General features: G+C 54.0%; 19 protein-coding genes. 6 read left to right on the plus strand and 13 right to left on the minus strand.

The window, feature by feature from the left end; translation table 11 throughout:
• Nucleotides 1-7: 7 nt before the first annotated feature.
• The 3 genes from KGZ92_10340 to KGZ92_10350 all read right to left on the minus strand — a co-directional run bounded on the left by KGZ92_10340 (nucleotide 8) and on the right by KGZ92_10350 (nucleotide 2455).
• A complete protein-coding gene (locus KGZ92_10340) occupies nucleotides 8-796 on the minus strand; it encodes an electron transfer flavoprotein subunit beta/FixA family protein (protein ID MBS3889664.1) in 789 nt (262 codons plus the stop codon).
• A 14-nt stretch (nucleotides 797-810) separates the two neighbouring features.
• Nucleotides 811-1950, minus strand: a complete 1140-nt coding sequence (locus KGZ92_10345) for an acyl-CoA dehydrogenase (GenBank protein ID MBS3889665.1) — start codon at nucleotides 1948-1950, stop codon at nucleotides 811-813.
• A gap of 97 nt (nucleotides 1951-2047) precedes the next feature.
• On the minus strand, nucleotides 2048-2455 hold the full coding sequence (locus KGZ92_10350) for a MaoC family dehydratase (GenBank protein MBS3889666.1): 408 nt from the start codon (nucleotides 2453-2455) through the stop codon (nucleotides 2048-2050).
• Nucleotides 2456-2941: 486 nt separating this feature from the next.
• Between KGZ92_10350 and KGZ92_10355 the strand changes: the two genes are divergently transcribed.
• The 5 genes from KGZ92_10355 to KGZ92_10375 all read left to right on the plus strand — a co-directional run bounded on the left by KGZ92_10355 (nucleotide 2942) and on the right by KGZ92_10375 (nucleotide 7853).
• The gene (locus KGZ92_10355; GenBank protein MBS3889667.1) at nucleotides 2942-3784 is read left to right on the plus strand and encodes an EamA family transporter; all 843 of its coding nucleotides are present in this window, start codon (nucleotides 2942-2944) and stop codon (nucleotides 3782-3784) included.
• Between the two features lie 58 nt (nucleotides 3785-3842).
• Nucleotides 3843-4736, plus strand: coding sequence for an EamA family transporter (locus tag KGZ92_10360; protein ID MBS3889668.1), 894 nt, complete (start codon nucleotides 3843-3845; stop codon nucleotides 4734-4736).
• A 104-nt stretch (nucleotides 4737-4840) separates the two neighbouring features.
• Entirely contained in the window at nucleotides 4841-5530 is a 690-nt protein-coding gene (ftsE, locus tag KGZ92_10365; protein MBS3889669.1) for a cell division ATP-binding protein FtsE, read from the plus strand.
• The gene (ftsX, locus tag KGZ92_10370) at nucleotides 5520-6404 is read left to right on the plus strand and encodes a permease-like cell division protein FtsX (GenBank protein MBS3889670.1); all 885 of its coding nucleotides are present in this window, start codon (nucleotides 5520-5522) and stop codon (nucleotides 6402-6404) included. The genes ftsE and ftsX overlap by 11 nt, the downstream gene beginning before the upstream one ends.
• Nucleotides 6405-6422: 18 nt before the next feature.
• Nucleotides 6423-7853 carry a DUF3048 domain-containing protein gene (locus tag KGZ92_10375; GenBank protein MBS3889671.1) on the plus strand — a complete coding sequence of 477 codons (1431 nt, stop codon included), beginning with the start codon at nucleotides 6423-6425 and terminating at the stop codon, nucleotides 7851-7853.
• Nucleotides 7854-7876: 23 nt separating this feature from the next.
• On the opposite strand, the gene KGZ92_10380 is transcribed toward KGZ92_10375, so the two are convergent.
• The 6 genes from KGZ92_10380 to KGZ92_10405 all read right to left on the minus strand — a co-directional run bounded on the left by KGZ92_10380 (nucleotide 7877) and on the right by KGZ92_10405 (nucleotide 14901).
• On the minus strand, nucleotides 7877-8707 hold the full coding sequence (locus KGZ92_10380) for a metallophosphoesterase (GenBank protein ID MBS3889672.1): 831 nt from the start codon (nucleotides 8705-8707) through the stop codon (nucleotides 7877-7879).
• Between the two features lie 16 nt (nucleotides 8708-8723).
• Nucleotides 8724-9398, minus strand: a complete 675-nt coding sequence (locus KGZ92_10385; protein MBS3889673.1) for a (Fe-S)-binding protein — start codon at nucleotides 9396-9398, stop codon at nucleotides 8724-8726.
• An 11-nt stretch (nucleotides 9399-9409) separates the two neighbouring features.
• Nucleotides 9410-9772, minus strand: a complete 363-nt coding sequence (locus tag KGZ92_10390) for a Smr/MutS family protein (protein ID MBS3889674.1) — start codon at nucleotides 9770-9772, stop codon at nucleotides 9410-9412.
• Entirely contained in the window at nucleotides 9769-10989 is a 1221-nt protein-coding gene (locus KGZ92_10395) for an MFS transporter (GenBank protein MBS3889675.1), read from the minus strand. Before KGZ92_10395 ends, KGZ92_10390 begins: the two co-directional genes overlap by 4 nt.
• A gap of 180 nt (nucleotides 10990-11169) precedes the next feature.
• Nucleotides 11170-14316, minus strand: coding sequence for an efflux RND transporter permease subunit (locus tag KGZ92_10400; protein MBS3889676.1), 3147 nt, complete (start codon nucleotides 14314-14316; stop codon nucleotides 11170-11172).
• A complete protein-coding gene (locus KGZ92_10405; GenBank protein ID MBS3889677.1) occupies nucleotides 14317-14901 on the minus strand; it encodes a TetR/AcrR family transcriptional regulator in 585 nt (194 codons plus the stop codon). It lies immediately after the preceding gene.
• Between the two features lie 131 nt (nucleotides 14902-15032).
• Here KGZ92_10405 and KGZ92_10410 point away from each other — a divergent pair, with 131 nt between their 5' ends.
• A complete protein-coding gene (locus KGZ92_10410; GenBank protein ID MBS3889678.1) occupies nucleotides 15033-17057 on the plus strand; it encodes a S9 family peptidase in 2025 nt (674 codons plus the stop codon).
• Between the two features lie 11 nt (nucleotides 17058-17068).
• On the opposite strand, the gene KGZ92_10415 is transcribed toward KGZ92_10410, so the two are convergent.
• Genes KGZ92_10415 through KGZ92_10430 form a run of 4 tightly spaced genes read right to left on the minus strand, consistent with a single transcriptional unit; the run spans nucleotide 17069 to nucleotide 22185 of the window.
• A complete protein-coding gene (locus tag KGZ92_10415) occupies nucleotides 17069-17803 on the minus strand; it encodes an energy-coupling factor ABC transporter ATP-binding protein (protein ID MBS3889679.1) in 735 nt (244 codons plus the stop codon).
• Complete coding sequence (locus tag KGZ92_10420) at nucleotides 17796-18497, minus strand: ABC transporter permease (protein MBS3889680.1); 702 nt, start codon at nucleotides 18495-18497, stop codon at nucleotides 17796-17798. Before KGZ92_10420 ends, KGZ92_10415 begins: the two co-directional genes overlap by 8 nt.
• A 43-nt stretch (nucleotides 18498-18540) precedes the next feature.
• A complete protein-coding gene (locus KGZ92_10425; protein MBS3889681.1) occupies nucleotides 18541-19755 on the minus strand; it encodes an NCS2 family nucleobase:cation symporter in 1215 nt (404 codons plus the stop codon).
• 60 nt (nucleotides 19756-19815) lie between these two features.
• Nucleotides 19816-22185, minus strand: coding sequence for a xanthine dehydrogenase family protein molybdopterin-binding subunit (locus KGZ92_10430; protein ID MBS3889682.1), 2370 nt, complete (start codon nucleotides 22183-22185; stop codon nucleotides 19816-19818).
• Nucleotides 22186-22208: the final 23 nt, after the last annotated feature.

Below are 22208 nucleotides of genomic sequence, written 5' to 3' on the forward strand. Positions count from 1 at the left end.
CTTCCTCCTACAGCAACTGCTTGGCAGCAAGTTCTTGCACGAGCTGCTGCACAGCATCTTTGTGAGTACCAGTTAGAATTTTGCCGGTCCCTTTCACAGGAGGGGTGAAGGTGCGTTTGACTTGCGTAGGTGAGCCTTTTAGACCTATTTTGGCGGGGTCAGCACCTACGGCTTCTGCCGTCCACACCTGTACCTTCTTCTCGTCAAAGGCAGTGACGATACCAGAGGCTGAAGGAAAACGTGGCACATTGAGCTCCTTAAGGGTGGTTAGGAGTGCGGGCAGCTGGCATTCGACAACTTCATACCCATCTTCTAGCGCTCGCTCAACCACCACACACTTGTCGTCAAGCGATACTATGCGCCGCACATAGGTGACATGGGGAATATCAAGATGCTCGGCGAGCTCTGGTCCCACTTGCGCCGTATCACCATCGATAGCTTGACGCCCGCAAAAAATGAGAGAATACTCCCCTATCTTTTCTACGGCTTTGGCCAAGGCATAAGAAGTAGCCCAGGTGTCGGCGCCCGCAAAGGCGCGGTCACTAAGGAGGATGGCCTCTGTTGCCCCCATGGCCAAGGTTTCACGCAGGGCGTAATCGGCTTGTGCCGGCCCCATCGAAAGAGCCGTGACCTGACCGCCAACCCTAGAGGCAATGGATACTGCCTCTTCTAATGCATTCTTGTCTTCGGGGTTAATGATGGTCGGCAGCCCCTCACGAATGAGTGTGCCGGTTTTTGGGTCGAATTTTACCTCGGTAGTGTTTGGCACTTGCTTAATGCAGACAACAATTTTCATACCTTGTCCTCCGCCTACTTCAGGAGACTTGCTGAAATAACCATGCGTTGCACTTCAGAAGTCCCTTCGTATATTTCAGTGATTTTGGCATCGCGCATTAAGCGCTCCACTTTGTAATCCTTCATGTAGCCATAGCCACCATGTATTTGGATGGCCTTGACTGTATGCTTCATAGCAGTCTCGGAGGCGTATAGTTTGGCCATCGCCGCTTCCTTGCTAAAGGGCTTGCGCATATCCTTCAGCCAGGCTGCGCGGTAAACCAGCAGGCGCGCTGCTTCTATCTCTGTTCCCATATCGGCAATCATCCACTGTATCGCCTGGAAAGTGCCAATGGGTTTAGCGAACTGCTGACGCTCCTTAGCATAGCGCAGACTCTCATCTAGGGCAGCCTGAGCTATACCTAAGGCCTGTGCCGCGATGCCAATTCTTCCGCCATCTAGGGTCTGCATAGCTATCTTGAAACCATCGCCCTCCTTGCCGAGCAAGTTGGTAGCGGGGATGCGACAATCCTCAAAGATGAGCTCGGTCGTGCTAGAAGCGCGAATACCGAGCTTGTTCTCCTGCGGGCCAAAGGTAAATCCGGGGGTGCCCTTTTCCACCACGAAGGCACTAATGCCCTTCAGGCCCTTGCTCCTGTCGGTCATGGCGAATACGATGTAGATGTCGGCTACTTCGCCATTGGTAATAAAGATTTTTGAACCATTTAAGATGTACTCCCCACCATCCAAAAGGGCAGTGGTCTGTTGCCCGGCCGCATCTGTGCCGGCATTCGGTTCTGTCAGAGCAAAGGCGCCTAACTTCTCGCCCTTAGCTTGCGGCACGAGAAAGCGCGTCTTTTGCTCGGGCGTGCCGAATTGGTAGATAGGGTGCGCACCAAGCGAAACGTGGGCCGACAGTATCACTCCCGTTGCGGCACAAGCCCGCGAAACCTCTTCCACGGCCATCGTGTAGGCCAAGTTGTCTGCGCCAGCACCACCGACTTCACGCGGGAAAGGGAGCCCCAAGAAACCAAGGGCAGCCATTTTCTTTACCGTTAGCCAGGGAAACTCGCCGCTCTCATCTATTTCTGCAGCAAGTGGGGCCACTTCTTGCATGGCAAAATCCTGAAAGAGCGTCCTGAACATTTCATGCTTCTTGCTTAGGGCAAAATCCATGTCTTCATCACTCCATGTAGCTATTCTCGCAGTATTTGTGCGACATTTCACTTACGATGTTAATATTTTCACTATTGTTTCTGAAAAAAGGAATGTACTAGCCGCGCTTAGGATACATCACGAGGGCCTCGCCCTCAACCACCATTCCAGCTTGCTCAGTGCGTCCGGTTGTCTTTAAGCGAGCGCGACGCTTCTCTGTATCTATTTCTAGTACTTCCACTTCGACTACTACGGTCTCGCCAATACGAACGGGCGCTAAGAATTTGAGCGACTGACTGAGGTAGATTGTCCCTTCCCCTGGGAGTTGTGTTCCTAGTACGGCGGATATAAAGCCAGCAGTCATCATGCCATGCGCAATTCGCCCCTTAAAACGAGTGTTCTTGGCATATTCTTCGTCCATATGAATGGGACTAAAGTCACCACTGAGCTCTGCAAAGAACGCGATATCTTGCTCTGTGATGAGCCTCTCCTTACGTGCGACTGAACCGACCGAAAACTCTACCACTGCAAACCCTCCCCCATGTTTCTTGTGACGCCTGCTAACACAGCCCTAGTATACCACACTGCCTTGACTACCTGCCCCTCCTTCCGAAATGCCTACTAAAAAGTCTACACTCTAAATCTAGAGGTTAGTGCAAAAAATAACAAGCAGGAATTTCTCCTCTAGCATTGCACCTGCCCCATGAACCAATTGTCAGACTGTCCGCATCGGCAAACAAAGCTGTCACTAGACGGCCTGTTGCTGTAGGTCAAGACAGACAAGTAGCCGTGCGGAACGCGCTATTGTGTCTATTTTCACAAGTCGCCTCTAGGCTTGTTACTGTTTTCGCATCATTCACCCAATTCTAAAACGGCTTGGTGCGCTTAACAGTATGCTACAATATTGTAGCTATCGTGGCAAGGACGGAGTTGACATACATTGCCCACATCAGAGAAATCTACCGCCACTCCACGCTCCCAAGCACTGTTGCTGCTGGCTGTTACGGCTGTCATGTGGAGCCTCGGGGGACTACTCATCAAGTCCATTGACCTTAATCCTCTCGCTGTCACCGGTGTGCGTAGCGCTATTGCCGCCCTGGTGATCCTGGCCTTCGTGCCCAGACCCAAGTTCACATGGTCTAAGAGGCAGGTAGGCGCGGCAGTTGCCTACGCAGCCACGGCCATATTCTTTGTCGCAGCTAATCGCTTTACTACTGCTACTAATGCCATTATGTTGATGTTTACCGCGCCTATATATGTCGCCTTGCTCTCGCAACGTTTTCTAAAAGAGAAAACTACCTCCACCGACTTGGTGGTGATTTGCACCACGCTCGGCGGCATGACCTTGTTCTTTCTTGACTACCTCGGGCCCTCTGGCGTTTTCGGCAATGTACTGGCCATGCTCGGTGGCATCGCTTTCGCCGGCTTTACCATCCTCATGCGCTTACAGAAAGATGGCTCCCCTCTCGAGTCCGTACTGCTGGGTAATGTCATCACGGCACTTATTGGCATTCCTTTCCTCGTGGGTAGGATGCCTAGCGCACCAGACTGGCCTCCCCTCTTGCTTCTCGGGGTAGTGCAGCTTGGTCTGCCCTATGTTCTCTACTCGCGCGCCATCAAGCATGTCAGCGCCCTAGACGCCATACTGGTTCCCGTACTGGAGCCTCTGCTGAGCCCAATGTGGGTATTCTTAATGCTAGGGGAAACGCCTGGCAGCTGGGCTGCCGTAGGTGCCATGGTTATCCTCGTTTCCGCAACTTTCCGCTACCTAGGACCCCTTCTTAAAGGGCGCACAATTTTTGAGCGCACCTCCTCCCCTCTAAGCAGTGTGAGTAGCGCCAAACTGCGACGCTAAAGAGACACAAGCTTAGGCTGCGCCGCGAGCTTACAATTCAGCTTTCCTGACTGAGCGCATGTTACAATGTGGTATTAGACGCAGGGGAGATGGTATCCTAGTGAAAACAGTAGTAAGTAGACCCCGTGAAAAACGCACCCTCGCTCTCATCATGTTAGCCGCTACGGCTATTATGTGGAGCCTGGGTGGTTTGCTTATTAAATCGGTCGATATGCACCCCCTTGCGATTTCCGGCACGAGGAGTGCCATCGCCGCAGTAGTGATATGGCTGTATTTACGAAGACCCAAGTTCACATGGTCTAAAACTCAACTGGCTACAGCCCTAGCCTATGCCGCGACAGTCATGCTCTTTGTCGCCGCGAACCGCCTAACTACAGCTACTAATGCCATCATGCTGCAATTTACCGCGCCTATTTATGTAGCCTTCCTCGCGCATCACTTTCTCAAGGAAAGAACGACGTGCTTTGACTGGCTAGTTATTCTCGCGACCTTAGGTGGCATGGCTCTGTTCTTTCTTGAGTATCTCGGTCCCTCCGGCTTGCTCGGCAATGTGTTCGCGGTGCAGAGCGGCATCAGCTTTGCCGTCTTTACCGTACTCATGCGCCTGCAAAAGGACGGCTCACCCTTAGAGTCCGTGCTACTAGGCAATATACTCAGCGCGCTGATCGGCCTGCCGTTCCTTGTGGGCGCGCCACCCATTGCCGCCGACTACCTTCCCCTAATCATTCTAGGTGTGGTGCAACTCGGCATTCCCTACATCCTCTATTCACACGCCATTAAACATGTCGGCGCCCTTGACGCCATCTTGGTTCCCGTGCTTGAGCCGCTCCTTAATCCCCTCTGGGTCTTTCTCATGCTTGGCGAAACCCCGGGAACCTGGTCGCTCCTAGGCGCGCTAGTAGTGATTACTTCGGTAACTATGCGCTACTTGGTCAGCCATATCAAACGCTAGCCTTTCCCACCGGAACTATGCTTTGGCGGAAGCGGCCGCCGCAGCAGGTTTAACGCGAAAGATGTCGAATATGCTTGTTATCAGCAACTAGGGAGGACAGATTCTTGATAGAATTTAGAGACGTCACTAAAATTTATAGCAGCAGCAAGACGCCAGCACTACAAAATGTTTCGTTCCAGATAGAGCGCGGCGAATTTGTTTTTTTGGTGGGGCCAAGCGGCGCGGGCAAGAGCACCATGCTGCGTCTCCTCTTCCGCGAATATGCTCCTACCTCGGGACAGGTAGGTTTTCTCGGCCGCGATACCGCCAAGTTCACGCCTAGGGAGCTGCTCCGCTATCGTCGCCGCATCGGCATGGTTTTTCAAGACTTCCGCCTGCTAAAACAGAAGACGGTGTATGAGAATGTGGCTTTCGCCTTGGAGGTAGTCGGACGCGGAGCCCAAGAGATTCGCCAAGCGGTGCCCGCGGCGCTAGCTGAGGTCGGTTTAGCCGACAAGGGCGGCAAGTTCCCCGGCGAGCTTTCCGGCGGGGAGCAGCAGCGCGTAGGCATTGCCCGCGCCCTGGTAAGAAAGCCGACACTTATTATCGCTGATGAACCGACCGGCAATGTCGACCCCGATAATGCCTGGCAGCTCATGGAGCTATTTTCGCAAATCAGCCGTACCGGCACCACGGTGCTGATTGCTACGCATGCCTCAGAGATTGTCGACCGCATGCGCAAGCGAGTTATCGCCCTCGAAAATGGGTGCTTGGTGAGGGACGCGAAGCGGGGGGCATACACCTATGAATCTTAATGCTTTAACCTACTGCCTGCGCCAGGGCCTTGTTTCTCTGCGCCGCAACATCTGGCTCGCCCTGGTTACGTCAAGCATGATTGCCGTTTCTTTAGCCATACTAGGCGGCTTTCTCTTGCTCTCGCTCAATGTGGGACAAATCATGCGCAATGTCGACGCCAATGTGGAGATCGCTGTTTTCTTAACGGATAAGGCCGACCGGGCCAAAGTAGAGTCTGCACTGACAAATCTAGAGGGCGTAAAGAGCCTCTCCTTTGTCTCGCGGGAGCAAGGCCTCGCGGAATTTGGCCAATCCTTTGGGGACCAAGGTCTTTTTGCTGTGCTTGAGGGCGAGCACAATCCATTACCGAATATGTTTCGCGTAAGGGCAGAGCAGGCCGTCTTAGTACCTAACCTGGCTGCCTCCATGCAGGGAATCCCGGGGGTAGATGTAGTCGACTACGGCGAAGACATGGTGGCCCAACTGCTCAGCGTCACTAGTTGGCTGAACTCAATGTTCTTGGTCGTTAGCTTGTTCTTAGGGCTAGGGGCAGTTCTCCTCATCGTGACTATCATCAAACTATCGGTCATGGCGCGCCAAGAAGAAATAGGCGTCATGAAGTTTCTCGGTGCGAGCGATAGCTTTATCCGCCTACCTTTTATTCTCGAAGGGGCGTCTATGGGTGCGGTAGGCGCGCTCACGGCTACCTTAGGCCTTGCCTTCGCCTACAATCGCTTAGCCGCCAGTCTGCAAAATGGCGCACTGACTTTTCTCCTGCAGCCCATAACGGCGCGCGAGGAACTGTGGCCCATCTTCTTTGCTCTGCTCGTTATCGGTTTTTTAATTGGTGGAGTGGGGAGTATATTGTCTGTGCGTAAGTTCTTGCGGGCATGACAGGGAGAGTGAATTAGCATGCGACGATTGCTTACGGCTTTGACCCTAGTAGCGCTTGTCTTTCTAACTCTGACCGCAGAATACGCCCCTCGCGCCTTGGGAAGCCCCAGCTCTCCGCGCCAGAGAGTAGAACAGACGGAAAAAGAAGTTCGCGAGCTCGAAAAGGTTCTTAAGGCACTTGAGACTTCTATCAACGCGCGCACGGAGCGTATGACCGCTATCGAAAAAGACTTGAAAGAAACAGAAGCACGGTTAAGAGATGTGACCCGCACCCTAGCAGTCTCGCAAAGGCGTATGCAGACTATTACGCAGTCTTTCGCTCTGCGGGTGCGTAGCGCCTACATGACCGGGGGTGCGTCCTACCTCGAAGCCTTACTTAATGCCGACAGTTTTGGCGACCTCATTGTGCGCCTTGCCTACCTGCGCCGCATACTGACTCGTGACACTGAGCTTATTCGCTCGGTGCAAGAAGAGCAGCGGCAAGTTCGCGCCATGGCGGAAACGCTTAGTGCGGAGCAAAGTCGCTTGCGCGGGCTCATCGACCAGCGCGATGCCGAGTACCGCAACTTGCTTGACCAGCGCCGCGAACAGACGCGGGTGCTTGCGGCGGCCAGAACACGTCTCGCCGCAGATCTGGCACTTATTACGCCTCGTGCAGAACGCCGCCCCGTGTATGCGGTTGTCATTGATAACATCGCGCAAGCAAGACCACAGCACGGCTTGGCCCAAGCAACTACTATTTACGAGTACGAAGTCGAGGGGAGAATAACCCGCTACTTGGCTCTCTTCGCCACTTTTCCCACACGCGTGGGCCCTATTCGCAGCGCACGGTCTCATAGTGCCATGCTCGCCCTAGAAAATGGTGCGCATTTCATCTACTCTAGTGGCGGTGTCGATGTACTAGACTTGCTACGCGGCTTAAATGTACGCGGTACAGACGCTTTACGCACTAACAACCCCGCCTTTTCTCGCGATAATACACGCCGCGCTCCACACAACTTATTTGTTAACCTAGCGACGCTAGGGCTTGTCGAACAGTCTAGCGAGGTAAGTATAAGGCCAGCCTATCTCTCCGCGCAGGGCACGGCTACTACCGAAGTGACTATTGAATACACCCCCACCCATCGCATAACGTATGTGTACGTGCCTGCCTCAGGCGCCTTTCGGCGATATATCAATGGTGCAGTTCATCGCGACGCCGCTGGCACTGTAATTATGGCGCGAAACATTATCGTCCAGCGTGTTCCGCATAGCACCGATCTCCTGGGCAGACCCACCCCCAACCTAGTAGGCGAGGGCACCATGGACTTTTACGCCCTGGGGCAGCATTTTACAGGCACCTGGAAAAAAGAAAACGCCGCTTCCCCAACCCGCTTCTACTTCGCAGACGGTCGAGAAATCGAGCGTATTTATGGCCAGACTTGGGTGCAAATTGTGCGCACGAGGTAGCTTTGTTTAGAGCCTGGTGCAAGCTAGCGAGGCTCGAGTGTAATAATGGCCACCTCAGGTCGTGCCAGAAAGCGCAGAGGTAAGATTACCCACCCTATACCCCGAGAAATGTATAGCCACCCCGTGCCTTCCCACGACAAACCCTCTATATAGTCGCGCGGGAAGAGGCGACGCGAGCCGTTAGTGATAGCGCCCACTAACGGCAATTTTACTTGCCCACCATGCGTGTGCCCACATAGGGTGAGCGCCACCCGTCGTAGTATGGCGCGCTCCTCGCGAAAGCGCCCTGCCTTGGCGAAAGCCTCAAAGTAGGAAGGCGAGTGCGCCAAGAGCAAGCACACCTCGTTAGGTGACTCCGGCGGCATGGCCTGTGCTAAGTTGCCGCGGCCGCTAAAGGGGTCGCGCACGCCGACGACATACACACGCGCCGCCTGCCGCTGCAAAACAACATGCGCATCATCTAGCACAGTGACACCCACGCCCTTAAGTTCCGCGGCGACCTCGTCCCAACCCGCATCATGGTCATGATTGCCGCTGACCGCATAAATAGGCATCTCTGTCGACAAGGCCCCCAAGAAGGGCAAGAAAGCCTTTATTTCTTGAACCCTATGCGTGACAAAGTCGCCCGAAATAGTGACGAAATCAACTTGGGCCTCGCGAATTGCGCGCGCTAGCGTACCATCTGGAGATAGCGCTCGTCCGTGCAAATCAGAGATATGGGCTATCTTTAGCCCTGCAAACTCGTGCGGCAAACCCTCCACGGGTATAGTCAACTTTTTCACCTGTAGGGAGAGCGAGTACCACCACAAACCGAGAACAAGTAAGACGCCAACTAAGAGCGCTGTCAATTGCACGCGACTTACTCCTCCTTCATCGCACTTTTTCGGGGTTCCCTTCATTTTCTATGTAGTGGTTGAGCTCGGCATGCCAGGCATCCGGCTCAGAGGTGCCTATTTCTGTACTTTCCCCAAACAAAAGGTCTACAATGTAGCGCGGAGTCTTGCCCCCAATGTGCATCGACTTTATGCAAGAGACGCAGTAGACGACTACTTCTGGCACTGGCATGGCCTCGGCACGCCTACGCATGCGTTCTTTCACCTCATCGACCGGCAAGACGCCATAGAAGCTATCGCCGCAGCACACTGCGGTAGCACGCGATGAATCGGTTTCCCTGACAGATATATTCATGCGTTCTAGGAGACGCCGTATGGCGATATGAACGCGATCCTCGGTGCGTGTGGGACAGGCATCTTGCACAGTCATCATCTGACCGCCATAGTCAGGAAAGGGGAAAGTGTCGTCCTCTGCCAGCACCTCCCACAGCGAAATGGTAGTTAAACCTGCGTACTGCGCGCGAAAGCGGCGGTCGCAGCCAGCACAAGTATTTACTAGCTGCGACCCCTCGGGTAAGGGGGGAGCATGCCGGCAACACGCGGTATATAGAGGTATGTCGTCCCCTCCCCTCTGCAAAAAGGTGTGTACCTTCTTAGCTAAGGCAGGCTTGTAGACCATGAGGGCGCAACCAGGAGCATAAACTTTTTTCATAGTAACCTCCGCTATCTTCTCAGTAATACCACCGTAACGCCGGCATTGCCAGCTATGCTGGCTTCGCAGCTGGCCAGATCGCTACAGATGCCGACAAATTCCCGCTTCTTAAGCGACCACTCGTCGCCACCCACAAAGTCGCGCACGACGCCGCACAGACTAGTCTCGCGCAGACTTTTCTTGACGGCACTCTTGATGGCACCACCCGTGCCCGATGAACCATAGCCATGGATAACAATCACGGCTCGGTATCCCATGCGCTTGTAAGTAAGCAAGGCATTGATCAGCGTTCTGATGGCCTCTGCCACTAGCGGCTGCCCTGCCTCTAAGTTTAGCTCGATAACTTTTCCTTTTGGTAGTCCATTACTTCTCACTTCTCCATCAAGACACCCTTCTGCAACGCTGTCTCGGACATAGCTACACGGCCCTCAAACTGCAGACCGCGCACCCACAGCGCAGTTACAAACAATAGTACACCGGTAAAAATAAATACGCCCTGAATTGAGAAGGCCTCGCCAATGGCTCCTCCCACCATCGGGCCTAGGAAAAAGCCAAACTGGGCGAAACTCGAGCTAAAGCCAAAGGCGCGACCGCGAAAATCTGCCGTCACGGACTTAGCGATCAAAGAATGGCAGGCTGGCATTAGTGCGGCTATAAAGAGACCGTAGGCAAACCTATATAGCCCGAGAGACCAGAGATCACGGGCGAAGATGTGCAGCAGTGCCAGTATGCCGCCACCCACAAGCCCTGCCGTAAGGACAAAACGAAAACCGCGTTTTTCGCCTACACTTCCCCAGCGGGGCGCAGCAATAACTGTCGCAATTCCCACGAGAGAGAAGATGGCCCCGGTAGCGAGTTCGCCGCTTCCGCCCCCACCAACTTCCTGCACAAAGAGGGGTAGCACCGGCTGCAAGAACGAGGCTGCGGCTTGGAACAACAAGACAACCAGCAGCATGCTGAGCAAAAAGCGGTGCGAAAAAGTGAACTTAAGGTCGCGCCACAAATCTGTCTTCATTTGTGCCTTGCCAACCACCGTCTCACGCACACCCCATACAACTATGGCTGAGGCCGCCAAGAGCATCACGCCCGCCCAGAGCAAAGTGTACTTGATGCCCAAAAAGTGACTGGTGACCCCACCAATCAAGGGCCCCATTATGGCCCCTAGGGCTCCTCCCGTCTGGAGAAAGCCGAGGGCTGAGCCTAGCTTTTCGTCTGGAGTGTTGCAAGCCACTAAGGCTGTGGAGGCCGGAATAAAACCGCTCACCAGTCCATTCAATAATCGCAAGACGATTACCTGCCACAATGAAGTGGCATAGGCCATAACTACGTAAATGACGGCCATGCCCAGGCCAGCGCGCACAATCATAACCTTGCGGCCATGTTTATCGGCTAAGGCCCCCCACACCGGAGCCATAAAACTACTCATTAAGAAACTCGCCGAAATGGCGATGCCTGTCCATAGTTTAAGATTGTGCCCGACACCAACTTCACGCAAAATGTTCGGCATAAATGGACTGACGATGGAAAAACTCATGCCCGCCACAAAGGTACCCACCCACAAGACGAATAGATTTTTGCGCCACTGCTCCACGCACCCTACGCCTCCCTGCTCTCTGCTGTCTTCAGCTATTGGTTGCCCTGTTGCGGCTGAATTACAAGACAGCGCTTTCGTGTCAAAGTGCTCCGCACTTCTTCTATATACGAAATTATAACAGAAACAAGTAGACCGCGACAGTAGCATCTGGCTACAGCGCGGCCTACTTTTCTTTGTCTAAGCCTCTTCGGGCTCGTGACCATTTCGCCTGCGCAAAGTAACCAAGTCGTAGGCGATGGGAATGATGTAGAGCGTCAAGATGGTGGAGACTGTGAGCCCCCCAATGACCGCAATACCCAGGGGCTGCTGCATTTCGGCACCAGAACCAGGCATAACGGCTAGGGGCACCAGCGCCAGTACCGTTGTGGCGGTTGTCATAAGAATCGGCCTTAGACGCACACCGGCCGCCTCTACAATAGCCTCTTCCACTCCCTTACCCCGCTCACGCAACTGATTGATGTAGTCAACAAGCACGATGGCATTATTGACCACGATGCCGGCCAGGACGATAATGCCCATAACTGAGGGCACGCTGAGCGTAGTTCCAGTAAAGAACAAGGCAAGTAGCACCCCAATGATCGCTAAGGGCAGGCTGAACATCACGATAAGTGGGTACAGCAAGGACTCAAATTGTGCGGCCATGACCATGTACACCAATACTATGGCCAGCACCAACGCTAGAGTCAAGCCATCAAAGGCCTCTCTCATTTCAGACATTTCGCCGGCAATTTCGTAACTGTAGTCATCAGGCAGCGAGAGTGTCTGCAGTTTTTGCTCTACATCGCGCGACACGCTTTGTAGGTCGCGCTCGGCAATGCTAGCAGAAATTGACACTACTCTTTGGTTGTTCAGACGTCTAATAGCCGCCGGGCCAACGCCGGGCTCTACACTGGCGACGTCTTTGAGTCTGACAATACGGCCCTGTGGAGCTGCCACCATAAGATTTTCGAGGGCACTTAGATTTTGGCGAGCCGCTTCGGTTAGCCTAACGGTGACATCAATCTCTCGCCCCTCACGCGAAACACGGGCCACCGTCTCTCCTTGGAAAGCAGTGCGCACCGCACTAGCTACAGCCATGGGCGAGACACCTAGCTCGGCCGCTTCTGTCCTCTTGACCCGAATGACGAATTCAGAGGCACCCACCCCCATATTGTCCGTCACTTCGGTGATGCCCTCCACTTCGGCTAAGGCGTTCTTAATCTCGTCCGCATGTAGGCGCAGACCCTCAAGACTCGGGCCAGAAAGATTGACTTGCACTGGCGAACCCGTGCCAAACATGCCCCCACCCATGCCGGCCACGCTATCGGCAACCACTGTGGCCCCGGCAAAAGTGGCATACTGCTCATTAAGGTCTGCGGCTAAGTCTGCCCCGCTTTGCCCGGGGTGCAGCACCACAGTCATGGTGGCCCTATTACGCCTTGCGCTACCGCCACCCATGATGGGGCCACGAGTTCCCGTCACCCCGATAGACGTGGCCACTGACAAAACTTCGCCCCGGGCTATAAGCTCTGCTTCAATTTCTCGAGCCACCCTGTCTGTCTCCGCGAACGCACTGCCACTTGGCAGGGTCACGGTTACGCGTAGTTCCCCTTGATCCATAGGGGGGATAAACTCACCTCCAAGGTGAGGAAAAGTCAGCAAGCTACCTCCCAAGAGAACGAGAGTGACCAACATGACCAGCGGCTTCCTCTGTAACGCCCACCTTAGGCTGCGCTGGTAAGGGGAATAACGCGCTTGGCGTTCCGTACTAATTTTGGGACGGGCTCGAAGCAAGGTGGCTGCCAGCATGGGCACCACTAAGAGCGCTACCGCCAAACTGGCTATTAGCGAGAAACTAACGGTCAAAGCGAGCTCTCTAAACATCAGCCCCGTAATGCCCCCGACAAAGGCTACGGGCAAGAAGACGGCCACTGTCGTCAGCGTAGACGCAGATATGGCCATGGCCACCTCTTCAGCCCCCCGCCGCGCCGCGAGCAAACTGTCGACGCCCTCCTCTTGCAGACGAAAGATGTTCTCGAGCACGACGATAGAGTTATCAACGAGCATCCCTATGCCTAGCGCTAGCCCCATAAGAGTCATGAGGTTGAGTGTCAGGTTGCCAAAGTAGATAAGCACAAAGGTCGCCACCACCGATATTGGTACTGCCAAGGCGATAATAAGAGTAGTGGTAATGCTCTTTAAGAAGACGAATAACACCAGCACGGCAATGATGCCACCGTACAGGGCATTTGTGCCGACTGAGCCAATGGCCTGCTCGATAAAGCGCGACTGATCCTGGGTCGCAACTATAGCCAAGTCCGGATAATCAGTCCGCATCATATCTAGCTCAGCTTTGACTAGGTTCGCTACTAGGACTGTATTAGCGCCAGACTCTTTTTGCATGCGCAGCGACACCGCTGGCAAAGAATTTAAGCGCATAACTGACTGAGCAAAGGGGTTAGCCAGAGCCACTGTAGCGACCTGCTTTAAGAGCACCGGCTCGAGGCTGGTTGTAAACTGCGGCTCCATTAAGGCAGGGGGTAGATTTACACCCGCCGGCAAAGGCAGGCGCACAGCCACGGGGGCTGGCGTGCGTATAGTTCGCATACCCACGACTAAATTCTCTACTTCGGTCAAAGAAACTAGTTGCCCGACACTCCTAATTAACACTTCTTCGCCCTCGATGTTAAGGACACCGCCAGGCATACTCATGCTCGCGGTGCGCAAGCTGCCGGTAATCTGGGCGAGAGTTATACCTAGGGCCTCGCTCCTCGCGGGGTCGACACTGACTTCGATGACCGACTGCTGGCCCCCGACCACCGTCACTGAGGCCACGCCAGGCAGCCTTTCGATACGAGCGGCTAGAGTGCGGTCGGCCAAGTCGCGTAATTCGGCCGAAGTTAGTTTGTCCGAACCGATGTCCGTCACCATGATGGGCATCATCGCGGGGTCAAACTTAAGGACGGTGGGCGTGCCGACTTCGGCGGGGAAGAATCGCTTGGCTAAATCGACTTTTTCACGCATCTCTAGCGTGGCAAAATCCATATTAGTTCCCCAGTTAAAAGAAATGGTGATGACCGCTTGCCCTTCGGAGGATGTCGACTCTACCTCGCGCATATTGCTCACCGTGGCGAGAGTGGCCTCTAGGGGCCGCGTGACCAGGGCTTCAATTTCTTGCGGAGCGGCCCCAGGGAAGGTGACCACAACCGCGGCCATGGGAAACTCCATGTTGGGGAGCAGGTCGACGGGGGTGCGCGTGTAAGACATCACCCCAAGGACGAGAGTAACTAAGACCATCATCAACACGGTAATGCGTTTTTTGGTGGCAAAAGCGGGGATAGACAATTATATTCCTCCTGACTTAACAATGCCGCTGGTTACTAACTTGGTCAGTGTAGCGATTACCGAGTCGAGATCGGCAACCGGATCCGCCTTGTCAAAGGCAAAAATAGAATGATTGATGCTGCCGGCAATGGCTCGCGCCATGATCGCAGCGTCAAACTCTGCCAACACACCTAACGCTTGCCCGCGCTCAAGTATACCGTGGACAAAAGTGAAGTACTGCTGATAACTAGCCATCAGCTCCTGGCTAAACTCCTTGGGGAGAGTCACCAAGTCGGACTGGCTCATCAGCACTTTAGCAAAACCGATATGTCGATATGTCTGTGTGGCATGCTCTTTGATAAGAGCTTCAATTTGTTTTACCGGGGATACCTCACTATCCACTTTCTCTTTGATGGCTGCCCCCATTCCCTCAATGCCTCGGCGAAAAAGAGCAGCTAGGAGGCTATCTTTACTGCGAAAGTAAAGATACACCGTACCCTTGGCCACACCTGCCCTCTCGGCAATTTCTTCAATAGAAGCTTCGTGACAACCTTTTTCTGTGACCACTTCTAGTGCCGCCTGGAGAATAAGCTCTTGCTTGCCCATGCGCCCTCCTTATGACTGACTGGTCAGTCATAACTATTCTAAGCGGAGTCAAAACGAAAGTCAATTTACGAGAGGAATATCTGACCTAGCGGCGAATCTAACCATAGTTTCTTAAATACGGGAGGTGGCTTATGCGAAGACAAGATGTAGTTGTCGATGATTTTCATGGTACGAAGGTAAGAGACCCCTATCGTTATCTGGAGGACGAAAAAGACCCCGCCACTCTAAGCTTTATTGCCGAACATGCGGCTCGTGCCGCGGACTTTTTGTCGGCCCTTCCTAGCCGGGAGGAAATCAAAAAAAGGCTCACCGAGCTATGGGACTACCCCAAGCACGGTGCGCCAAGAAAAGTGGCAGACAAGTATTACTATCTGAAGAACGATGGTCTGCAAAACCAAGCCGTATTCTACCGGCTAGACACCTTAGGTGGCACACCAGAAATAATCCTCGACCCCAACACTTTAAGCAGCGATGGCACTGTTGCCCTCGCGACCACTTCCGTCTCTCGTGACGGCAAGCTTCTGGCGTATGCCTGCTCGTCCAGCGGCAGCGACTGGCAAGAAGTGCGCGTCAAGGATTTAGAAAGTGGCCAGACCTACGCTGATGTACTGCACCACGTCAAATATACCAGTCTATCGTGGCTGCCTGATAGTAGCGGCTTCTTTTACAGCCGTTTTCCTGACCCTGCAACCGTACCGCCAGAGGAGCAAAGCTACCACAGCAAAATATACTTTCATCGAGTAGGTACGGATCAGCTCTGCGATGAGCTGATTTACGAACGTCCTGACGCCAAGGAACTAGGCTTCGCGGCACAGGTGTCTGAAGACGGTGCTTACCTATACATCTATGTGTGGCATGGCACGGACCCCGAAAACAGATTCTACTACCAGAGCCTCGCCCCACGGGGCGAAACTGTCCGCCTCCTCGATGACGCCGATGCCAGCTACGAAGTACTAGGCAATGATGGCCATATGTTTTACTTTTTGACCAACCTTGAGGCCCCACATGGCAGGGTCATTGCCATAGATATTTTGCGCCCTGAACGAGCCAACTGGAAAGAAATCATTGCCGCGACAGGCGACACCATCGCCGACGCCAAGTTCTACAACCGCAAATTTGTCGTGACCTACCTCACTCACGCGCATCACCAAGTTGCAATATATAGCCAAAGCGGCCGGCGCGAAAGGGGCATCGAACTCCCCACCCTAGGCTCGCTCATCAGCACTACAGGGCAGATGAAGGATAGCGAAATGTTCCTTAGTTTTACTTCTTTTCTGTTTCCCACCACTGTCTATCGCTATGATTTTACCGACCATACTCTCTCCCCCCTGTGGGCGGGAAACGTAAAATTCGACCCCACGGACTATGAAACCAAGCAAGAGTTTTGTATCTCGCCGGACGGCACGCGTATTCCGCTCTTTATCACTCACAAGAAGGGGCTGGCGCGTTCTCATCAGACACCCACCCTTCTCTACGGCTATGGCGGCTTCAATGTCAACATGACCCCCTTCTTTTCCGTCGACAACCTCGTCTGGATGGAGCGCGGCGGGGTCTATGCCCTAGCTGTTCTCCGCGGCGGAGGCGAGTACGGCGAAAACTGGCACCGTGCTGGCATGTTGGCTAAGAAGCAGAATGTCTTTGACGATTTTCATGCCGCGGCAAGGCACCTTGTAAGCGCTGGGTATACCTCGCCTCGCCACCTCGCCATTATGGGGGGTAGCAATGGCGGCCTGCTGGTAGCTGCCTGCATGCTGCAGCGGCCCGAGCTATATGGCGCAGTTATCTGCCAGGTGCCGGTCATAGATATGTTACGCTACCATAAATTTACCGTCGGTCGCTACTGGGTAGGCGAGTACGGCAACGCCGAAGCAAGCGAGGAGCACTTTAAATTCATGCATGCCTACTCGCCACTGCACAATGTAAAGTCTGGCGTGGACTACCCGCCCACCCTCATTATGACCGCCGACACCGACGACCGCGTGGTGCCAGCCCATGCTTTTAAGTTCATGGCCACCCTAGAAGAGCACTACCAAGGCCAGAACCCTCTGCTTTTACGCATAGAAATAAAGGCCGGCCATGGAGCTGGCAAGCCTACCGCAAAAATTATTGATGAAGATGCCGATATCTATGCCTTTCTAACCGCTACCATCTGCTAAAGTACAGTCACTTAGGCGAGAGTCTCGGTGCGCGACCCCACAGAGACAAAATCGCGCAGAAAACCTGGCCGAGGGTTCGCCAGCACCACACTCGGTGGGCCGTCAGCTATGATACGGCCATCATTCATGACCAACAGGCGATCGGCGAGATGAGCGACCTCACTGTAAGAGTGAGTCACCAACACGCCGGTCGTCCTGCTTTCTGTCAGCCAACCACGCAAATGACGCAGGATGTAGGCTTGCGACTCCACGTCGAGGCCAGAAAATGGTTCGTCAAGAAATAGTATTTGTGGGCTAGTGATTAGTGCGCGCGCCAAACTCACCCTTGCTCCTTCGCCGCCGCTCAGCGTCTGTGGGAGACGTGCGGCCAGGTTTTCTGCCTGCACGAGGGAGAGCCACTTGCGCGCGGCAATTTCAGCCTCACCGCGCCCCATACCCCTAAGGAGCAAAGGAAGGGCGACATTGTAGAGCACATCTCCCCGCAAGAAGGCAGGGCTTTGGAAACCATGGGCATACTGACGCATAATTGCCAGACGTTCATGCTGTAGGTTTTTCACTTGCCCATGCAGCACGTAAGCAGAACAAGAAAAGGCGGCCAACAGGCCTAAGGCCTTAACGAGGGAAGACTTGCCCGCGCCATTTCGCCCAATAATGGCCACAAATGGCCCCTCGCTCAAACAAATTCTCTCAATGCCGAGAATCTTACGTTCGTGGCGTACCATATTAATATCACGCACTTCAAGCACCCCGGTATCTCCTTTGCTGCATAAAAGTGAGCACCATGGCCACCACATAAGAAAAGGTCATGAGTATAAAGCTCAAGGCGAGGGCTAGGTCGAAGTTGCCGCGATTTACTTCGAGCACAATGGCTGTGCTCAAAATGCGCGTTTGCCCGCGGATATTTCCCCCCACGGCCATGGCCGCGCCAACTTCAGCAACCACAGCCCCAAAACCAGCCAGACAGGCCGCGATAATGCTAAGGTGCGATTCGCGAATTACGAGCCATAGTAGCTGCCAACGATTCGCCCCCATCCCGGATAGTTGCGCCGAAACAGCATCATCTACCTGCATCACCCCTGCCATGGTGAGAGCCGCCACCCGCGGCATGGCGATAACCACCTGTGCTATTACCAGAGCAGTGGGCGTGTACATGAGACCGAGAAAGCCGAGCGGCCCGCTGCGCCAGAGGAGCAAACTAACCCATAGGCCCACCACTACGGGCGGCAGGCCTAAGGTAGAATTCAGAAGGCTCTGCACCACCTTTCGTCCGGGGAAGGCGGATAGCCCCAGAAGTGTACCCAAGGGAATGCCTAAAAAAATGCTGACTAAGGTCGCCGTGCCGGTGACTTGTACCGTGAGCCAGGCAATTTGATAGAGCTCACGGTCACCATAGATCATCATTTCAAAAGCTTGTACGATCCCCTGCCAAATTAGCCCCATTGCCGCTCACCTCATCTCAATGCCCTGGGGAAAAGCAAAGCGCCTACTCTTGTGGCAGCAACTGATTTAGTAAGATCCCCACAATCGCCGCGAGGCCAATGCCTTCGAATTTTACGCCGCCCCCCAAGTTAAAGGCCGCGCCCCCTATCCCTAGGACAAAGATTACCGAACTGACGATAAGATTGCGGGACTTAGACATATCAACTTTGTTTTCGACGACGGTTCTTACGCCGATAGCCGCAATCATGCCGAATAATATGATGGCGATGCCCCCCACAACCGCCGTAGGTATTGTGGATATAAAGCCGCCTATTTTTTGTACAAAGGCGATGCCGATAGCTAGTACGGCAGCCCAGCGCATAATGACAGGATGCCAGACACGGGTCAAGGCCAAGACTCCAGTGTTCTCAGAGTAGGTCGTATTCGCTGGCCCGCCAAAAAAGCCCGCAATGGCTGTGGCTATGCCGTCACCGATAAGGGTGCGATGGAGCCCTGGGTCTTTAACAAAGTCATTTTCGACTGTCGTGCCCACAGCCATAATGTCCCCAAAATGCTCTACCGCAGTGGCAATCGCAATGGGTGCCATAATGGCAATGGCAGCTAGGTTAAAGGTCGGCCAAGTGAAAGGGGGTACGGCCAACCAGGCTGCCTCTTGTATGGGTGTAAAGTCGACTAGACCAAAGACAAGAGCCGCGAGATACCCTCCCGCCAAGCCAAAGAGGACAGGTACCATTTTGAAGAAACCCTTAAAAAACATCGACACAGAGACGACTATAGAAAGAGAGAAAATAGCAAGACCCCAGTTCCCTGTCGACATTTTAATGGCCACGGGTGCTAGACTAAGACCGATAACGGCGATGACCGGGCCGATAACTATAGGTGGAAAGAGACGATGAAGAATACCTGGGCCCACAAAGTAGACGAGCGCGGCCACGCCCAAGTAGACAAGCCCTGCCGCTATAATACCACCTTGTGCCGCTCCCAGCCCATGCTCCTTAATGACTAACTGCAGCGCTGCGATGAAGGCAAAAGAACTACCGAGAAAGACCGGCACTTTGCCCTTCGTAACCCAATGAAAGAAGAGCGTCCCCACCCCAGCGGTAAAGAGGGCGACTGAGATATTGAGACCGGTGAGTATAGGCACGAGCACGGTGGCGCCGAACATGGTAAAGAGATGCTGCAAGCCAAAAACGAGTTGTTTGTTTAAAGAAATCTCGTCTCCCGCACGTATGGCGGGTTCTCTCTGTAGGTCTGACATCAGTAATTCACCCTTTCTCTTGGTATATCTCCGTTCGCGCCAGGCAGCTAATCTCTCACCCTATCCCCCCACCTCATGGTCCAGTGGCTCTATGCCGACTAACATAGTATCATGTACTGGTCTTAATTTCTCTAGTTCTTTAAGAGCCGCGAGAATTTTCTCTGGTGTGATCGGCAAGTCTGTAATGCGCACCCCAACGGCGGCATAAACGGCATTGGCGATAGCGGGTGCGGTAGGCACCATGGTGTGCTCGCCAAAACCACGCGCCCCGTAAGGGCCATCCTCAAGCGGTGTTTCCACAAAACTTACGAGCATCTCTGGTACTTCCGCTGCGGTGACGATCTTGTAATCCACAAAAGATGGGTTCTGTACGCGCCCCCCATGCATTCTTAGTTCTTCATAGAGCGCGACACTAATCCCCTGCATGATACCGCCCTCCACCTGCCCGAGCGCCAGCAAGGGGTTTAGCACAAAGCCGGTGTCGTAAACGGCGGCCACGCGCAGAACATCCACCTTGCCTGTCTCTACATCTACCGCTACTTCTGCCGCTTGTGCGCCAAAAGTCCAGTGTGACGTAACCTTAGGCGTCTGCCCTGTGGCGGGGTCCATGCCATGTATGCCATCGGGTATAAAGTAGCCCGTCCCCATAATGGGGCCGCCTAGGCCTGCACCACTTGGCAAAGATAACCCTAAAGACAATTCCTTAACACTAGTCTTCGCGCCCTCGCCGCTTCGACGTGCGATAGCACCCTTGGCTATCGTCAGCTCCTCAGGCAGTGCACCGAGCTTCTCTGCCGCCAACGCCAGGAGCTTATGCCTAGCCTCTGCTGCGGCACGGCGCACGGCATTCCCCGTGGAGTAGGTAATCCTGCTGGCCACAGTCTGCCATTCATAGGGACAGTAATCTGTATCGGGCGCATTTACATGCACCATGTCCGGAGTAATGCCCAGCTCTTCAGCCACAATTTGCGCCATCACCGTCTGCATGCCTTGGCCTATTTCGGTCGCACTAAGCGATAAGTTGACACTGCCGTCCTCGTTAACTTTCAGAAACGCGGCTGAGGCGGCTGTCCCCGGTGTTGAGGGCCCTTTGACCATGCAGGCAATACCCTTGCCACGATGTTTTTCTATGGGCGGCGTATCCATTCCAATAAGGCGGGCCGTTTCGGCAATGCATTTATCTAGACCGATGTCTCTGAGCACTTCACCTGTAGCATTGGTCGTGCCATCGCGAGCCGCATTGAGCTCCCTAATGGCCACGGGGTCCATGCCAAGCTTGTTGGCAATCATGTCAATCTGCTGCTCTAAGGCCCAATGCAATTCTCCCATGCCAAAACCGCGAAAAGGGCCACCCACAGGCGAATTAGTGTAGATGCAGTACGAATCTGTTTTTACATGGGTGATGTCGTAGGGGCCAGCCGACGAATAAGCCGCCGCCCGGACTATGTTGACGCCGTACTCCGTGTAGGCGCCACCGTCCCAAAGAAGTTCTGCCTCTTGCGCCAGTAGGCGCCCGGCCTTGGAGTAGCCCGTCTTTATTCTGGCTTTAAGGCCCTGCCTGACAGAGGTGCCAAAAAACACTTCTTCCCTGTCCAAGATCAACCGGACAGGGTACGGCGCCGCACGAATGGCCAAAGCAATAACTATCCCTTCAAGGCCAATGCCCGCTTTACCGCCGAAACCTCCCCCCACCTCTGGGGTGATCACGCGTATACGTCCTTCTGGCAGGCCAAAAGCGACCGCCGCCAACTTGCGCACAGCATTAGGCGACTGGCAGCTGCTCCAAACGGTAATCTTGCCTGTCATATCCATCTGTGCCACCGAGCCGTGCGGCTCAATGGGCACATGCTGCATCTGCGGCACATGATAGCTGTGCTCAAAAACAAAATCGCTCAAACGAAAACCATCTTCAACACTGCCTTTTCTCACCTTGGCATGGTTGGCGATATTCGTATGAGCGACCGGAAAGAAGACATTGGGGATGTAGGAGTACTCGTGCAAGTTTTCATGCACCAGGGGGGCGTTACTAGCTAGCGCTGTTTGTAGGTCGAGTACAGGGGGTAGCAGCTCATACTCGACTAGGATAAGCTTTACGGCCTGCTCGGCTAGGCGCAGGCTTGTCGCCGCTACTGCCGCCACAGGCTCGCCCACAAAACGCACTTTGTCCACTGCAAAAATAGGGCGATCCACGAGGTACAGACCTAATTTTTGCGGGCACTCCCGCCCAGAAAGCACGGCCTGCACGCCTGGCAGACTCTCTGCCTGGCTGAGATCAATCTTAACTAGGCGCGCATGTGGGTGTGGGCTCCTAAGCACTTTCACATATAGCATATTAGGCAACTTAAGGTCGGCGATGTATTTCGCGGCACCTAAAGCCTTGGCCGGGCCATCAATACGGGGATGACTCTTACCGACATAGGACCTCTCCATGCTGACCCCTCCGCTCTGTTGTG

Source organism: Bacillota bacterium (assembly GCA_018333655.1).
Lineage (GTDB): Bacteria > Bacillota > UBA994 > UBA994 > UBA994 > BS524.

Bases quoted from the DNA above. Each gene is read 5' to 3' on its own strand.
- KGZ92_10340 (MBS3889664.1), bottom strand. From the start codon at position 796: ATGAAAATTGTTGTCTGCATTAAGCAAGTGCCAAACACTACCGAGGTA.
- KGZ92_10345 (MBS3889665.1), bottom strand. From the start codon at position 1,950: ATGGATTTTGCCCTAAGCAAGAAGCATGAAATGTTCAGGACGCTCTTT.
- KGZ92_10355 (MBS3889667.1), top strand. From the start codon at position 2,942: ATGTGGAGCCTCGGGGGACTACTCATCAAGTCCATTGACCTTAATCCT.
- KGZ92_10360 (MBS3889668.1), top strand. From the start codon at position 3,843: ATGTTACAATGTGGTATTAGACGCAGGGGAGATGGTATCCTAGTGAAA.
- ftsX (MBS3889670.1), top strand. From the start codon at position 5,520: ATGAATCTTAATGCTTTAACCTACTGCCTGCGCCAGGGCCTTGTTTCT.
- KGZ92_10375 (MBS3889671.1), top strand. From the start codon at position 6,423: ATGCGACGATTGCTTACGGCTTTGACCCTAGTAGCGCTTGTCTTTCTA.
- KGZ92_10385 (MBS3889673.1), bottom strand. From the start codon at position 9,398: ATGAAAAAAGTTTATGCTCCTGGTTGCGCCCTCATGGTCTACAAGCCT.
- KGZ92_10405 (MBS3889677.1), bottom strand. From the start codon at position 14,901: ATGGGCAAGCAAGAGCTTATTCTCCAGGCGGCACTAGAAGTGGTCACA.
- KGZ92_10410 (MBS3889678.1), top strand. From the start codon at position 15,033: ATGCGAAGACAAGATGTAGTTGTCGATGATTTTCATGGTACGAAGGTA.
- KGZ92_10420 (MBS3889680.1), bottom strand. From the start codon at position 18,497: ATGGGGCTAATTTGGCAGGGGATCGTACAAGCTTTTGAAATGATGATC.
- KGZ92_10425 (MBS3889681.1), bottom strand. From the start codon at position 19,755: ATGTCAGACCTACAGAGAGAACCCGCCATACGTGCGGGAGACGAGATT.
- KGZ92_10430 (MBS3889682.1), bottom strand. From the start codon at position 22,185: ATGGAGAGGTCCTATGTCGGTAAGAGTCATCCCCGTATTGATGGCCCG.